Annotated in this window: 15 protein-coding genes; 4 read left to right on the forward strand and 11 right to left on the reverse strand. The window is 72.9% G+C overall.

Going from position 1 to position 14743, the window contains the following annotated elements; translation table 11 throughout:
- Positions 1–418: 418 nt before the first annotated feature.
- The gene (locus Nocox_RS27225) at positions 419–892 is read right to left on the reverse strand and encodes a MarR family winged helix-turn-helix transcriptional regulator (protein WP_020547069.1); all 474 of its coding nucleotides are present in this window, start codon (positions 890–892) and stop codon (positions 419–421) included.
- Positions 893–999: 107 nt separating this feature from the next.
- On the opposite strand from Nocox_RS27225, the gene Nocox_RS27230 reads away from it, so the two are divergent.
- Together Nocox_RS27230 and Nocox_RS27235 are read left to right on the forward strand one after the other, a co-directional pair.
- Positions 1000–1401: a PPOX class F420-dependent oxidoreductase gene (locus Nocox_RS27230; RefSeq protein ID WP_020547070.1), complete on the forward strand. Its 402-nt coding sequence runs from the start codon at positions 1000–1002 to the stop codon at positions 1399–1401.
- Positions 1402–1476: 75 nt separating this feature from the next.
- Positions 1477–2940, forward strand: a complete 1464-nt coding sequence (locus Nocox_RS27235; RefSeq protein ID WP_211212834.1) for a glycosyltransferase family 39 protein — start codon at positions 1477–1479, stop codon at positions 2938–2940.
- Between the two features lie 49 nt (positions 2941–2989).
- On the opposite strand, the gene tyrS is transcribed toward Nocox_RS27235, so the two are convergent.
- Positions 2990–4255, reverse strand: a complete 1266-nt coding sequence (gene tyrS / locus Nocox_RS27240) for a tyrosine--tRNA ligase (RefSeq protein WP_020547072.1) — start codon at positions 4253–4255, stop codon at positions 2990–2992.
- A gap of 92 nt (positions 4256–4347) precedes the next feature.
- On the opposite strand from tyrS, the gene Nocox_RS27245 reads away from it, so the two are divergent.
- Positions 4348–4749, forward strand: a complete 402-nt coding sequence (locus Nocox_RS27245) for a PH domain-containing protein (protein WP_020547073.1) — start codon at positions 4348–4350, stop codon at positions 4747–4749.
- Here the strand turns inward: Nocox_RS27245 and Nocox_RS27250 are convergent.
- The 8 genes from Nocox_RS27250 to argC form a co-directional block, all read right to left on the reverse strand.
- Positions 4689–5381: a DNA-3-methyladenine glycosylase gene (locus tag Nocox_RS27250; protein ID WP_020547074.1), complete on the reverse strand. Its 693-nt coding sequence runs from the start codon at positions 5379–5381 to the stop codon at positions 4689–4691. The two genes, Nocox_RS27245 and Nocox_RS27250, sit on opposite strands and share 61 nt — an antisense overlap.
- Entirely contained in the window at positions 5363–6784 is a 1422-nt protein-coding gene (gene argH, locus Nocox_RS27255; protein WP_026215146.1) for an argininosuccinate lyase, read from the reverse strand. Before argH ends, Nocox_RS27250 begins: the two co-directional genes overlap by 19 nt.
- Before the next feature lie 88 nt (positions 6785–6872).
- On the reverse strand, positions 6873–7367 hold the full coding sequence (locus Nocox_RS27260) for an arginine repressor (RefSeq protein WP_246649904.1): 495 nt from the start codon (positions 7365–7367) through the stop codon (positions 6873–6875).
- Positions 7368–7375: 8 nt separating this feature from the next.
- Positions 7376–8323 (reverse strand): ornithine carbamoyltransferase, encoded by a 948-nt coding sequence (argF, locus tag Nocox_RS27265; RefSeq protein WP_020547077.1) that lies wholly within the window; start codon positions 8321–8323, stop codon positions 7376–7378.
- The gene (locus Nocox_RS27270) at positions 8320–9486 is read right to left on the reverse strand and encodes an acetylornithine transaminase (protein ID WP_020547078.1); all 1167 of its coding nucleotides are present in this window, start codon (positions 9484–9486) and stop codon (positions 8320–8322) included. Before Nocox_RS27270 ends, argF begins: the two co-directional genes overlap by 4 nt.
- Entirely contained in the window at positions 9486–10358 is an 873-nt protein-coding gene (gene argB, locus Nocox_RS27275) for an acetylglutamate kinase (protein ID WP_020547079.1), read from the reverse strand. The genes Nocox_RS27270 and argB overlap by 1 nt, the downstream gene beginning before the upstream one ends.
- On the reverse strand, positions 10355–11506 hold the full coding sequence (gene argJ, locus Nocox_RS27280) for a bifunctional glutamate N-acetyltransferase/amino-acid acetyltransferase ArgJ (RefSeq protein ID WP_020547080.1): 1152 nt from the start codon (positions 11504–11506) through the stop codon (positions 10355–10357). The genes argB and argJ overlap by 4 nt, the downstream gene beginning before the upstream one ends.
- Positions 11503–12534, reverse strand: a complete 1032-nt coding sequence (argC, locus tag Nocox_RS27285; protein WP_020547081.1) for an N-acetyl-gamma-glutamyl-phosphate reductase — start codon at positions 12532–12534, stop codon at positions 11503–11505. The genes argJ and argC overlap by 4 nt, the downstream gene beginning before the upstream one ends.
- Positions 12535–12674: 140 nt before the next feature.
- Between argC and Nocox_RS27290 the strand changes: the two genes are divergently transcribed.
- Positions 12675–13217: a hypothetical protein gene (locus Nocox_RS27290; RefSeq protein ID WP_033411209.1), complete on the forward strand. Its 543-nt coding sequence runs from the start codon at positions 12675–12677 to the stop codon at positions 13215–13217.
- A 15-nt stretch (positions 13218–13232) separates the two neighbouring features.
- Here the strand turns inward: Nocox_RS27290 and Nocox_RS27295 are convergent, their stop codons facing one another.
- The gene (locus Nocox_RS27295) at positions 13233–14621 is read right to left on the reverse strand and encodes an alkaline phosphatase PhoX (RefSeq protein ID WP_033411212.1); all 1389 of its coding nucleotides are present in this window, start codon (positions 14619–14621) and stop codon (positions 13233–13235) included.
- Positions 14622–14743: the final 122 nt, after the last annotated feature.

Consider the following 14743-nt stretch of genomic DNA (forward strand, 5'->3'; position numbering starts at 1 on the left):
AACACACTGTTGAGTTCTCAAGAAACGGACGCGAGCTTCGTCGGCCAGATCATCTCGGATCCGCCTCGGAGGCGCTATCTCGTCTTCCGCAATCTTAGCAGTTCGTCCAATTTCGTGTCAAATCCGGAGACTTGAGACAATCAGCCTTGCCTGCCTAGTATTGCGCGCCCCGTTTCTGGGGCAACCCTCTCAACTTACCGTGACATCCGCGGCTTGTCGAATCAACCGATTTTCCGGCTGCTTCGGCGCGCCCTGGAGGTCTCGGAGCATGAGCATGCCGTAGCAGCTCTGCCGAGTGGCTCGTCATTCAAGGGGCTTGCCCGGGGCCCGTCCGCCATGTCGGCGTCCGGCTCACTCCCGCGGCGAGGTCAAACATTAAGTCGCGATTCGCGACTCGTCAAATCGCCGGGCCCGGCGGTCACAGGTCCGCTGCGGCGCGGCCGATGGCAGCGCCGCAGCGGGCCAGGAGTTTCCGCAGCGTGGCGCGTTCCTCCGGGGTGAACTCGTCGGCGAGCGCGCGCTCGATCAGCACGGCCCGCGCGTCCGCCGTCGCGAGGGCGGCGCGGCCGGCCTCCGTGAGGTGGGTCTCCAGGACGTTGCCGTGCCAGGGGTGGGGTGAGCGTTCGACGAGGCCGCGCTCCTCCAGGTTCTTGAGGACGACGGTCATCGCCTGCGGGGTCACCAGGCAGGTACGCGCGAGGGCCGCGCCCGAGATGCCGGGACTGTCGGCGAGCGCGAGCAGGGCCGCGTACTGCGGGACCGTCAGCCCGGCCGGGCGTACGGCGAGTTGCTTGGCGGTGATCAGGGCTTGCTCGGCCCGCTTGATGTCCATGCCGAGGCGTTCGGCCGGGGGCAGGCCCTCGGCCGGTCGTTCGTCCCTGTGTGACGCCATGGACGCGATCGTACAAGCGCGGATAGTCGTTCCAGCCTTGATGCTTATCAAGGTTTTGATAATGTGCCGTCACCCCGAAGGAACATGACGGAGAGGATGGGTGACAGATGAGTGGCGAGAAGCGGGCGGTCGTGCCTGAGAGTCATCTCGACCTGCTGGAGCGGCCGTTGTTCGCGCACCTGGCGACCACCGGCGACGGCCGGCCCAACGTGAACCCGGTGTGGACGGTGTGGGACGGGGAGTTCCTGCGCTTCACCACGACGACGGACCGGCGCAAGCACCGGAACGTGGTGGAGGATCCGCGGGTGGCGGTCTCGATCAACGATCCCGAGCGGCCCTACCGGTATCTGGAGATCCGGGGCGTGGTCGAGCGGGTCGAGCCGGACCCTGCGGGCAACTTCTTCGACGTGCTGGCCAGGCGGTACGGCCTGGAGTACGAGCGCCCGGTCGGTGACGCCGAGCGGCGGGTGGTGATCGTGGTGCGGCCGACGCACACCACCAGCCAGTAGGCGGGCGGGCGGGTGAGCGGTGGGCGGTCCCGCCGGCGGGCGATCATCCCGTGCGGGGCCGCGTATCCTGCCCCGGTGACCACTGCCGCCACCCTCACTCCCCAGGCCCGCCATGTCACGGCCCCCCGCTCGTGGAGTCCGTGGTGGATGGCGTTGCTCGCCACCGCCGCGGCGTTCTCGGGCACGGGCTCCGCCACGCTGAACGGCGACGAGCTCGCCACGCTCAGCGCCGCCCGGCGTTCGCTCGCGGGCATGTGGGAGCTGGCGCTCAACATCGACGGTCATTTCCTGCCGTACTACCTGTTCATGCACGTCTGGACGATGGCCGGCACGGCGGAGCTGTGGCTGCGGCTGCCGTCGGCGCTGGCGATCGGCGTGGCGGCCTGGCTGCTGGCGGACCTGGGCCGCCGGCTGCACTCGGTCAGGGCGGGGGTGTTCGCCGCGGCGGTCTTCGCGGTCCTGCCGTCCGTCTCCTATTTCGGCGCTTTCGCCAGGTCGTACGCGTTCGCGGCGGCCGCGGCGGTGCTGTCCTTCTGGGCGCTGCACCGGGCGCTCGAACGGCCCGCGGCGGCCCGACGGTGGGTGCTGTACGGGGTGGCGGTCGCGCTGGTGTGCTCGACGCACCTGTTCGCGGTCCTGGTGCTCCCGGCGCAGCTCGCGCTGGCCCGGCGCGGGGCCGTGACGCGCATGCTGGGCGCGCTCGCGCTGGGCGGTGTCCCGGCGGTGGTGCTGGGGCTGATCGGGTTCGGCGAGCGGCACGCGATCAGCTGGATCCCGCAGCGCGGGCCGGAGGTGTGGCTGAAGTTCCCGAAGATGGCGGCGGGGACGAACGCGTTCGGGGTGCTGCTGTTCGCGGTGGCGGTGGCCGGGGCCGTCCACCTGTACGCCCGGCGGCAGGAGCGGGCGTGGGCCCTGGCGCTGGCGGGGTGGCTGGTGCTGCCGCCGCTGCTCCTCCTCGCGGTCTCGCACCTGGTGACGCCCGTGTACGTGGACCGCTACCTGTTCGTGACCGCGCCCGCGCTGGCGCTGCTCGCGGGCCTGGCGGTGGCGGCGGTCCCCCGGTTTTCCGTGGCGGCCGGGGTGGCGGTCGTGGTGCTCGGGTGCGCGCTGTCGTTCCCGGACCATGTGGACGTCCGGGAGGAGAACGGGCGCTTCGAGAACATCCCGTGGGCGCTGCGCGTGATCAGGGCCGAGCGGGACGACGCGATCGTGTACGGCCAGAGCCAGCTCCGCACCGGCTTCGACTACTACGCGGACTCGCTCATGCCGGTGGACGTGCTCCGCTCCGGCGACGAGCCCTCCCCCAGCGGGTTCGGCTATCCCGAGCGGGCGGACGTGGCCGCGGCGCTCGACGGCCGCGAACGGGTGTGGGTGGTGTGGCGCGGCAGCAAGCAGTCGGGCCTGGAGGGGGACGCCGTGCCGCGGGTGGCGGAGGTCGAGCGGGCGGGGTTCGGGCTGAGCCTGGCCAAGCACTCGGCCGAGCTGCCTGGGCTCACGGTGGCGTTGTTCACCCGCCAGCGGCCCGCCGACAACCCATGAACGAAACGGGCCCCTCCGTACGGGGAGGAGCCCGCGGTCGTCGTCGCGGTCAGCCGACCTCGACGCCGCCGATCGACTTCTTGCCGCGCCGCAGCACCATGAACCGCCCGTGCAGCAGGTCCTCGGCCCCCGGCACGTACGCCTCGTCCGTGATCTTGACGTTGTTGAGGTAGGCCCCGCCCTCCTTGACCGCCCGCCGGGCCGCCGACTTGGACTCGACCAGCCCGCTGTCGGCCAGCAGGTCGACGAAGGTCGCCCCGAGCGCGGGCACCACGGCCTTCGGCACCTCGGCCAGCGCCGCGCCGAGGGTGGAGGCGGGCAGCTCCTCCAGCGTGCCCTGGCCGAACAGCGCCTTGGACGCGGCCACGACGGCGTCGAGCTCCTGCTTGCCGTGCAGCAGCTCGGTGAGCTCCTCGGCCAGCGCCCGCTGCGCCTCGCGGGCGAAGGGCCGCTCGGCGACGGCCTTCTCCAGCGCCTCGATCTCCTCGCGTCCGCGGAAGGTGAACACCTTGAGGTAGTGGATCACGTCGCGGTCGTCGGAGTTGAGGAAGTACTGGTAGAAGGCGTACGGCGAGGTCATCTCGGGGTCGAGCCAGAGCGCGCCGCCGGCGGTCTTGCCGAACTTGGTGCCGTCGGCCTTGGTGATCAGCGGCAGGGTCATCGCGTGGACGTGGGCGCCTTCGATGCGGCGTACGAGGTCGACGCCCGCGGTGATGTTGCCCCACTGGTCGCTGCCGCCGATCTGCAGCGCGCAGCCGTAGCGGCGGTGCAGCTCCAGGTAGTCGTTGGCCTGGAGGATCTGGTAGCTGAACTCGGTGTAGCTGAGCCCTTCGCCGGCCAGCCGGGCCGAGACGGACTCGCGGGCCAGCATGCGGTTGACCGGGAAGTGCTTGCCGATGTCGCGCAGGAACCCGATGGCGCTCATCTCGCCGGTCCAGTCGAGGTTGCTCACCATGAGGGCGGCGTTGGACGGGGCGTCGAAGTCGAGGAAGCGGCCGACCTGGCCGCGCAGGCGCTCCACCCACTCCGCCACGGTCTCGGCCGGGTTGAGCGAGCGCTCGCTGTTGCGTCCGCTGGGGTCGCCGATGAGGCCGGTGGCGCCGCCGACGAGGCCGATCGGCCGGTGCCCGGCGAGCTGGAGCCGGCGCAGGGTGAGCAGCGGCACGAAGTGACCGACGTGCAGGGAGGGGGCGGTCGGGTCGAACCCGGCATAGACCGTGATCGGACCTTCGGCCATGGACGCGCGCAGGGCGTCGAGGTCGGTGGACTGCGCGATCAGGCCCCGCCAGGCGAGGTCATCGAGAATGTCGGTCACGGTGCGGGCTTTCCAGGAGAGTGAGACGTTTCGGATGGGTACAGCGTGCCCGATCGCCCGGGTAGCCCGCCACTTGGATACGCTCTGTGCCCATGTGGAGGGTCCGTCGCGAGCTGGCCGTTTTCAAGATCTTAGGGGCTCTCGCGTGCGCGGGTCTCGCCGTCTACTGGTGGGCCGGCGCCGATTATCGCGGCGTGATCCTGGCCGCCCCCGCCGTGGTGCTCCTCGGGGCCATGGGGCTGCGGGACCTGCTGGTCCCGGTGCGGCTGGCGGCCGACGAGAGCGGGATCACGGTGGTGCACGGGTTCGCGGGGCACCGGCACGTGCCCTGGGACGAGATCCGGGACGTCACGGTGGACGTGCGCAGGCGCTGGGGACGGCGCAGCGAGATGCTGGAGATCGACACCGGCGACCACCTGCACCTCTTCAGCCCTCACGAGCTGGGCGCCTCTCCGACGGAGGTGGCGGCGGCGCTGCGCCGGCGCGGCACGTGAGCCCGGTAGGGGGACACGGTCGGGTCGCCGTCGATCCAGAACCGCCACGGCACCTCCTTGGCGGTCGAGATGCCGGTGCGCGGCCCGGACCTGACGAGGCCGGGGGCGGGCGGCCGGCCTTCGAGCACGGTGGCCGACTGGTGGGGGCGCCCGGCGGGTGAGCCCTCCAGCACGGCGTCGAGGCCGTTGTGCTCGCGGGCCAGGCCGAGGGCGACGGCGAGCCGCGCGGGGCCGCGGGCGAGGTCGCGGTCGGGCGGCGGCTTGCCGCGCGAGGAGCGGCGGGCGCGGGCGGTGTCCAGGCCGTCGAGCACCTCGCCGGCCCGCAGCAGCACGGCCGAGCCGGAGCCCTCGGGCAGGCAGACGAGGTTGGCGCAGAAGTGCATGCCGTAGGTGAAGTAGACGTAGAGGTGGCCGGGCGGGCCGAACATGACCGCGTTGCGTGGCGTCCTGCCGCGGTAGGTGTGCGCGGCCGGGTCCTCGCCGGGGCCGCCGTACGCCTCGACCTCGGTGAGGCGCACAGCGACGGGCCCGTGCACGAGGACGCGCCCGAGCAGGTCGGGCGCGACCTCGTGGGAGGGCCGGTCGAAGAAGCTCCGCGGCAGCGGCGCGGGGCTCAGCTCTGCGCCGCCCATGCCGCCTGCGCGTCGACCGCCTCGCGCAGCGCGACGAGCTGGTCGCGTACGCGGTCGGGGGCGGTGCCGCCGTGCGCCTTGCGGGCGGCGAGCGCGCCGGGCACGCTGAGCACGTCGCGCACGTCGGGGGTGAGGTGCGGCGAGACCTTGAGCAGCTCGTCGTCGCCGAGCTCGCCGAGGTCCTTGTCGTTGACCTGGCACCACACGACCAGGTGGCCGACGGCCTCGTGCGCCTCCCGGAACGGCACGCCGCGCCGCACCAGCAGCTCGGCCAGGTCGGTGGCGAGCGCGAACCCGTCGGGGGCCGAGGCCTCCATGCGGGCGGTGTTGACCCGCATGGTGGCGACCAGCCCCGCCATGGCGGGCAGGACCAGCAGCAGGGTGTCGACGGCGTCGAACACCGGCTCCTTGTCCTCCTGCAGGTCGCGGTTGTAGGTCAGCGGCAGGCCCTTGAGCGTGGTCAGCAGCGACATGAGGTTGCCGATGAGCCGCCCGGACTTGCCGCGGGCCAGCTCGGCCACGTCGGGGTTCTTCTTCTGCGGCATGATCGACGAGCCGGTGGAGTAGGCGTCGTCCATCTCGATCCAGCGGAACTCCTGCGAGGCCCACAGGACGATCTCCTCGCCCAGCCGCGACAGGTGCACGCCGATCATGGCCGCGTCGAACAGGAACTCGGCGGCGAAGTCGCGGTCGGCGACGGCGTCCATCGAGTTGGGCGCGGCGGCGGCGAAGCCCAGCTCCTCGGCCACGGCCTGCGGGTCGAGCGGCAGCGACGAGCCGGCCAGCGCGCCGGAGCCGAGCGGGGAGACGGCGGCGCGTTTGTCCCAGTCGGTGAGCCGGTCGACGTCGCGGGCGAAGGCGTGCACGTGCGCGAGGAGCTGGTGGCCGAACGACACCGGCTGCGCGTGCTGCAGGTGGGTCATGCCGGGCGCGGCGGTCTCGGCGTGCTGCTCGGCCTGGGCCATGAGCGCCGTCTCCAGCTCGACCACCCGGGAGACGACCATGCGGACGTGGTCGCGGAGGTAGAGACGCAGGTCGGTGGCGATCTGGTCGTTGCGCGAGCGGCCGGCGCGGAGCTTGCCGCCGAGCGAGCCGAGCCGCTCCAGCAGGCCGCGCTCCAGCGCGGTGTGCACGTCCTCGTCGGCCACCGTCGGCCGGAACTCGCCCTCCTTGCAGGCGCGGTCCAGGTCGTCGAGGGCGCCGATCATGCGCCCGAGTTCCTCGTCGCTCAGCAGCCCCGCCCTGTGCAGCACCCGCGCGTGCGCCCTGGACGCCGCCAGGTCGTACGGCACGAGCCGCCAGTCGAAGTGCACGCTCACCGACAGCCGGGCCAGCGCGTCGGACGGGCCGCTCTCGAAGCGTCCGCCCCACAGCCGCATCGGCTTGCCTTCACTCACCGTCATCTCCTTCGTGTCCCCCGCGACCATAGTGCACGTCGGCCCCCGTTCGCGTCACGGGCGGCGCGATCTTCGGTGGGGGCCGGTCCGTTTTTCAGCCGCGCCGGTCGGCGACCTTCAGCAGCGCCTCGGCGACCGCCTGCCCGCCCTGCGGGTCCCGGGTGATGACGAGGATCGTGTCGTCGCCCGCGACGGTGCCGAGGATGGACTCCCAGTCGGCGTGGTCGATGGCGGAGGACATGAACTGCGCCGCGCCGGGAGGGGTCTTCACGACGACCAGGTTGGCCGAGGCCTCGGCGCTGACCAGCAGCTCCTCCGCGACGCGCTGGAGGCGGGCGGAGGGGGGCTCGCCGGCGCCGACCCTGGCGACCGGGATGCGGCCGCCGCCCTCGCCGGGCAGGGCGTAGACCAGCGAGCCGTCCTCGGCGCGCAGCTTGAGCGCGCCGAGCTCGTCCAGGTCGCGGGAGAGCGTGGCCTGGGTGACCTCGACGCCGCTGTCGGCGAGCAGCTTGGCGAGTTCCGGCTGGGAGCGCACCACCTGCCGCCGCAGCAGGTCGGTGATCCGCGCCTGCCGGGCCGCCTTGGTCATCGGGATGGTCACGGCCTGGTCACCAGCCAGTGGAGCAGCGCCTTCTGGGCGTGCAGGCGGTTCTCGGCCTGGTCCCACACGACGCTGCGCGGGCCTTCGAGCACGTCCTCGGTGATCTCGTAGCCGCGGTAGGCGGGCAGGCAGTGCAGCACGATCGCCTCGGGGGCGGCGCGCGCCACCAGCGCGGTGTCCACCTGGTACGGCATGAGCGCGGCCACCCGCTCCTCCTTGCCGCTCTGGCCCATCGACACCCAGGTGTCGGTGGCGAGCACGTGGGCGCCCTCGGCCGCGGCGGCCGGGTCGTCGACGACGCTCACCGAGCCGCCGGTGCCCGCGGCGACGGCGGCGGCCCGGTCGAGCACGGCCGGGTCGGGCAGGTAGCCGGCGGGGGCCGCGATCCGTACGTGCATGCCGGCGGTGGCGCCGCCGAGCAGGTAGGAGTGGGCCATGTTGTTGGCGCCGTCGCCGGTGTAGGCGAGCGTCAGGCCGGCGGTGCGGCCAAGGTGCTCGCGCACGGTCTGCAGGTCGGCGAGGATCTGGCAGGGGTGGTAGGAGTCGGTGAGGGCGTTGACGACCGGGACGCGGGCGTGGGCGGCCATCTCCTCGATGAGCTCCTGGCCGCCGGTGCGCCAGACGATGGCGGCGACCTGCCGGTCGAGCACGCGGGCGAGGTCCTTGGCGGGCTCGCCGCGGCCCATGAGCGCGGCGACGTTGTCCACGACGAGCGGCAGGCCGCCGAGCTCGCCGATGCCGGTGTGGAAGGAGACGCGGGTGCGGGCCGAGGGCTTGTCGAACAGGACGGCGACGCTGCGCGGGCCCTCGAAGGGGCGGTAGCCGAAGCGGTCCTTCTTCATGGCCTCGGCCAGGTCGAGCACCTCCGCCTGCTCGGCGGGCGTGAGGTCGTCGTCCTTGAGGAAGTGCCGGATCGGCGCGGGGTCCTGGCTTCGCCTGCTCACTTCGCCGCCTCTTCCACGATCGCGGGGAACGCCGTCACGAAGGCGTCCACCTCCTCTGCGGTCACCACCAGCGGGGGCGCGATGCGCACCGCGTCCGGCTGGAGCGCGTTGACCAGGAACCCGGCCCGCGCCGCGGCCTGCTGGAGCTGGGCCGAGCGGGGCTCGCGCAGCACGGCGCCCAGCCACAGGCCGCGCCCGCGCACGCCCTTCAGCAGCGGGTGGCGCACCGCCTCCAGACCGGCGCGCAGCCGGGCGGAGACCTCGCGCACGTGGGCGAGGTCGACGTTGTCGAGCACCGCGAGGGCGGCGGCGCAGGAGACCGGGTTGCCGCCGAAGGTCGAGCCGTGGTCGCCCTTGGCGAACAGCCCGCCGATCTCGCCGAAGCCGACGCAGGCGCCGATCGGCAGGCCGCCGCCGAGCCCCTTGGCCAGGGTGAGGATGTCGGGGGTGACGCCGTCGGCCTGGTGGGCGAACCAGTGGCCGGTGCGGCCGATGGCCGACTGGATCTCGTCGGCGACCAGCAGCGCGCCGGTGGAGTCGCAGATCTCGCGGGCCGCCTCGAAGTAGCCGTCAGGGGGCGGGACCACGCCGGCCTCGCCCTGCGTGGGCTCCAGGAAGACCGCGACGCAGTCGCCGGTCACGGCCTCCTTGAGCGCGTCGGCGTCGCCGTAGGGGACGAAGCGCACGTCCACGGGGAACGGGCCGAACGGCTCGCGGATGGCCGCCTTGCCGGTCAGCGACAGCGCGCCGATGGTGCGGCCGTGGAAGCCGTTCTCGGCGGCGACGAAGTAGGTGCGGCCCTCGCGGCGGCCGTACTTGAGCGCCAGCTTGTACGCGGCCTCGTTGGCCTCGGTGCCGGAGTTGGCGAAGAAGACCCGCGCGGGCGCGTTGAGCAGGGCGCGCAGCCGCTCGGCGAGCAGCACCTCGGGCTCGTGCAGGAACAGGTTGCTGGTGTGCGCGATGGTGGAGACCTGCCGGGTGACGGCCTCGACCAGGGCGGGGTGGGCGTGGCCGAGCGAGCTGGTGGCGATGCCGGCGATGAAGTCGAGGTATTCCCTGCCCTCAACGTCCCAGACCCGGCTGCCCTCGCCGCGCGCGAGCGCGATCGGGGGTACGCCGTAGTTGGGCATGAAGGCGTCTTCGAACCTCTCGAACAGGCTCATCAGGGCATCACCATCGTTCCGATTCCTTCATTGGTGAAGATCTCCAGCAGCAGGGAGTGCGGCACCCGGCCGTCGAGGACGTGGGCGCGCGGCACCCCGCCCTGCACGGCCGTCAGGCACGCCTCCATCTTGGGCACCATGCCGCTGGACAGCGTGGGCATGAGGGTCTCCAGCTCGTCGGCCGCGAGCTGGTCGATCACGTCGGTGTCGTCGGGCCAGTTGGCGTACAGGCCCTCGACGTCGGTGAGCACGATCAGCTTCTGCGCCTGGAGCGCCACGGCCAGCGCGGCGGCGGCCGTGTCGGCGTTGACGTTGTAGACCTCGCCGTCGTCGCCGCGGGCGACGCTGGAGATCACGGGGATGCGGCCGTCGGCGATGAGGGCGCGGACCGCTCCCGGGTCGACCTTGATGATCTCGCCGACCTGGCCGATGTCGACGGGCTCGCCGTCCACCACGGCGTGCTTGCGCACGGCGGTGAACAGGTGGGCGTCCTCGCCGGACATGCCGACCGCGAACGGGCCGTGCCGGTTGATCAGGCCGACGATGTCGCGGTTGACCTGGCCGACCAGGACCATCCGCACCACCTGCATGGCCTCGGGCGTGGTGACCCGCAGGCCCGCGGTGAAGGTGGAGGCGATGCCGAGCCGGTCGAGGGCGCTGCTGATCTGCGGGCCGCCGCCGTGCACGACGACCGGGCGCAGGCCGGCGTGCTGGAGGAAGACGACGTCCTCGGCGAAGCCGGCCTTCAGCGCCTCGTCGGTCATGGCGTTGCCGCCGTACTTGACGACGACGGTCGCGCCGTGGAAGCGGGTGAGCCAGGGCAGCGCCTCGATCAGCGTGCCCGCCTTCGTCTCGGCCGCGCTGCGCCTCATGAGCTGTACGCCGAGTTCTCGTGGACGTAGTCCGCGGTCAGGTCGGTCGTGTGGACGGTCGCGGTGTGCGGTCCCGCCGACAGATCGACGGTGATCGTGACGTCCCTCGGGCGCATGTCCACCTTGGAGCGGTCGTCGCCGACCGCGCCGCCGCGGCAGATCCAGATGCCGTTGATGGCGACGTTGAGCCGGTCGGGCTCGAAGACGGCGTCGGTGGTGCCGACGGCGGCGAGGACGCGGCCCCAGTTGGGGTCCTCGCCGTGGACGGCGCACTTGAGCAGGTTGGAGCGGGCGACCGCGCGGCCGACCGTGACGGCGTCGGCCTCGGAGGCGGCGCCGACGACCTCGATGGCGATGGCCTTGGAGGCGCCCTCGGCGTCCACGAGGAGCTGGCGGGCCAGGTCGGCGCAGACCTCGTGGACCTTCTGCTCGAACTCGGCGAGGTCCGGTTTGACGCCGGCGGCGCCGCTGGCCAGCAGCAGCACGGTGTCGTTGGTGGACATGCAGCCGTCGGTGTCGAGCCGGTCGAAGGTGCGGGAGGTGGCCCGGCGCAGCACGGCGTCGAGCTCCTCGCTGGTGAGGTCGGCGTCGGTGGTGATCACGCAGAGCATGGTGGCGAGGGCGGGGGCGAGCATGCCCGCGCCCTTGGCCATGCCGCCCACCATGTAGCCGGCGGCCCGCTTGAAGGAGATCTTGCTGACCGTGTCGGTGGTGCGGATGGCGTCGGCCGCGGCCAGGCCGCCGTCGCGGGAGAGCTGGCCCGCCGCGGTCTCGACGCCGGACAGCAGCGCGTCCATGGGCAGCCGCTCGCCGATGAGGCCGGTGGAGCAGACGGCGACCTCGCCGGCGGAGTCCTCCAGCGCCGCGGCGACCTTCTCGGCGGTGGCGTGAGTGTCCTGGAAGCCCTCGGTGCCGGTGCAGGCGTTGGCGCCGCCGGAGTTGAGCACCACGGCACGCAGCCGGCCGCCCGCGAGGACCTGCTGCGACCACAGGACGGGGGCGGCCTTCACGCGGTTGGCGGTGAAGACGCCCGCGGCGGCGCGGCTGGGCCCGTCGTTGACGACGAGGGCGAGGTCGCGGGCGCCGCCGGGCTTGATGCCCGCGGCGACGCCTGCCGCTCTGAAACCGAGTGGAGCAGTGACGCTCAAGGTGCGACTCCTGTCAGGGGAAGGCCGAGCTCTTCCGGCAGGCCGAGGGCGAGGTTGACGCTCTGGATCGCGCCCCCGGCGGTGCCCTTGGTGAGGTTGTCGATGGCGATGACGGCGATCACGCGGCCGGCGCGCTCGTCGAGCGTCACCTGAAGGGCGGCGGTGTTGGCGCCGTAGGTCATGGAGGTGGCCGGCCAGAGGCCGTCGGGCAGCAGGCGGACGAACGGCTCGTCCTTGAGCGCCACCTCGTACGCCGTTCGCAACGCCTCCCGGGTGAGGCCGGGCGCGGCGGGGGCGGTGCAGGTGGCGAGGATGCCGCGGCTCATGGGGGCCAGCGTCGGGGTGAAGGAGACGCGCACCGGCGTGCCTGCGACGGCCGACAGGCCCTGCTCCATCTCGGGGGTGTGGCGGTGGACGCCGCCCACGCCGTAGGCGCTGACCGAGCCCATGACCTCGCTGCCGAGCAGGTGTGCCTTCGGGGCCTTGCCCGCGCCACTGGTGCCGCTGGCGGCGACGACGACCACGTCGGGCCCGGCCAGGCCGGCGGCGAAGGCGGGGAAGAGGGCGAGCAGGACGGAGGTCGGGTAGCAGCCGGGCACCGCGACGCGCCGCGCGCCGCGCAGCCTCTCACGCTGTCCCGGCAGCTCGGGCAGGCCGTAGGGCCAGGTGCCCGCGTGCTCGCCGCCGTAGAACTCCTGCCAGGCGGCGGGGTCGGCGAGCCGGTGGTCGGCGCCGCAGTCGACGACGACGGTGTCGCCGCCGAGCTCCGCGAGCCGGGCGGCGACGGCGGCAGAGTGGCCGTGCGGCAGGGCCAGGAAGACGACGTCGTGGCCGGCCAGCGTGGCGGCGGTGGTCTCCTCGATGACCCGGCCGGCGAGCTGCGGCAGGTGGGGCTGGTGGGCGCCGAGGCGGTCGCCGGCGCTGGAGGCGGCGGTGAGCGCGCCGATCTCGAACTCGGGATGGCCGAGCAGGAGGCGCAGCAGCTCTCCGCCCGCGTAGCCGCTGGCTCCCGCTATCGCCGCTCTCATGCGCGCCCCTCCTGCATATTCATGCATCATAGCTCATGACCTTGCTGGTGAGAATGATGCACGTCGCGACGGGGATACGCAAGCCGCCCTTCCCAGCGGGATGCAGGTGAACACCAAGTGGCGGCCGGAATGATGAGCCTATGAGCGATTTCTTGTCCGATGTGCCCTTCGTCACACCGCAGCCGGGGCCGGGGCGGGATCCCGGCCGGTGGGGCCGCGCCGTGCTCGTCCTGCTCTGGCTGACGGTCTGCCTGCTGCCGATGTGGCTCGCCGTCGGCGACCTGGAGCTCGCGACCGGGCGCGCCGGGACGCCGGGGACGCTGCGCGTGATCGCGTGCGAGGACCTCGGCGAGGGCCGCTACGACTGCGAGGGGGAGTTCACGCCGGACGGCGGAGGCGCGCCGGTGCCGGTGGACGCCTCCCCGGACTCCTCGGCGGGCGACGTGCTGCGGGCGCAGCTCACGCCGGAGGGCGACCGGGCGGCGCCGGCGGGGACGAAGGGGGTGCTGGCGGCGCTGGCGCTGCCGTCGGTCGGGTTCGGCGGGCTGGGGTTCCTGCCGTACGTGATCATGTACTGGAAGGGGGCGCGGCGCGGGCGGCGGGCCGCCGTGATCGGCGGGTGGCTGGTCACGGCGGCGGGCACCGCGGGCATGCTGGTCGGGGTGGTCGCGGCCTACGCCTGACCGGCCGGGCGCGCGTCAGGTGCGCTGCCAGGGGCCGGTGATGGCGAGGACGTGGCCCGGCGAGTAGATGTTGGCGAACAGGGTCGAGCCGTCGCCGCTGAAGGTGGGGCCGGCGAACTCGCTCTCGTTGGCCTCGTTGCGGGCCAGCAGGTACGGCGTGCCGTACCGCGTCACCCCCACCAGGTGGTTGTAGCCCTCGCCGTCCTCGGCCAGGATCACCCCGCCGTGCGGCGACAACGCGATGTTGTCCGGCCCGCCGTAGCCGCTCGCGGGGTCGGGGTTGACGCCGAAGATGGTCTTGAGCGTGACCGTGGCCGTACGGGGGTCGTAGAACCACACCTGGCCGTCGTGCTCGCGGGCGCTGCCGTCGCCGGCCCGGGCGAAGCTGGAGACCAGGTACGCGCCGCCCTCGCCCCAGTAGGCGCCCTCCAGCTTGTGGGCGTGAGTGACCTCGCCGGCGGCGAACTGGCGGCGGATCGAGGTGGTGCGGGCGTCGCGGTCGGGCACGTCCACCCAGCGCACCTGGTAGGTGGTGCCCGGCCGGGTCGCCTCCGACAGGTCGCCGACGTGCCTGCGGCCGTCGTAGCAGCTCATCGCCTGCAGCCGGCCGGCCGTGTCGCCGCCGGAGGCGAGGGCCAGCGCGCGTAAGGAGCCCTTGCCGCCGCGGAAGCCGCGCGGGGGCAGCCAGCGGTAGTACAGGCCGTTGGGGTCCTCGGCGTCCTCGGTCAGGTAGATCGCGTACGTGAGCGGGTCCACGGCGACGGCCTCGTGCGCGTAGCGGCCGAGGAACTTCAGCGGGACGGGGTCCAGGTTGGCCTCGCGGTCGAAGGCGTGCACCTCGAAGACGTAGCCGTGGTCCTTCTGCAGCGGCCCCTGCGCCAGGTACTCGGCCTCCTCGCAGCTCAGCCAGGAGTTCCAGGGGGTGCGGCCGCCGGCGCAGTTGTTGAGCGTGCCGGCGAGGCTGACGTACTCGCGCACGCGCGCGCCGCCGGCGGTGAGGTCGATGGTGGTGGTGCCGCCGCGCGCGCCGGGGTCGTAGGTCAGGCCGGGCAGCGTCGGGACGGCGTACGGCTCGTCGAAGACGATCTCGTGGTTGCAGACGAGGGACCCGGCCCCGTTGCGGCCGGCGTACCAGGCCATGCCGTCGGGGTCGCTCGGGGTGGGCTGGCCGCTCTCCAGCAGGGTGACGCCCGCCTCGGCGACGATCCGGTACGAGAACCCGGAGGGCAGGCTGAGCAGCCCGGCCGGGTCGGGGACGAGCGGCCCGTACCCGGTGAGGGCGCGGGTGGCGGCCCTGGCGGTGCCGGTCTCGGCGATGGCCTCGACGCTGCCCGCGAGAGCGATCCCCAGACCCCCTGCGGCGCTGTGGCGAAGGAACGAACGACGGGACACCGGTGCTGACATGGGAGATCGCCTCCTGTTGCGAGAGGTGTTGCCAGTCGGCGGGGACGACTGCGCCGCCGGACTCGCTCCCATGTCTCGCACACCCCACCGGGTGAATCCAGAATGAACGGCGAATGAACGCA

Source organism: Nonomuraea coxensis DSM 45129 (assembly GCF_019397265.1).
Taxonomy (GTDB): Bacteria; Actinomycetota; Actinomycetes; order Streptosporangiales; family Streptosporangiaceae; genus Nonomuraea; species Nonomuraea coxensis.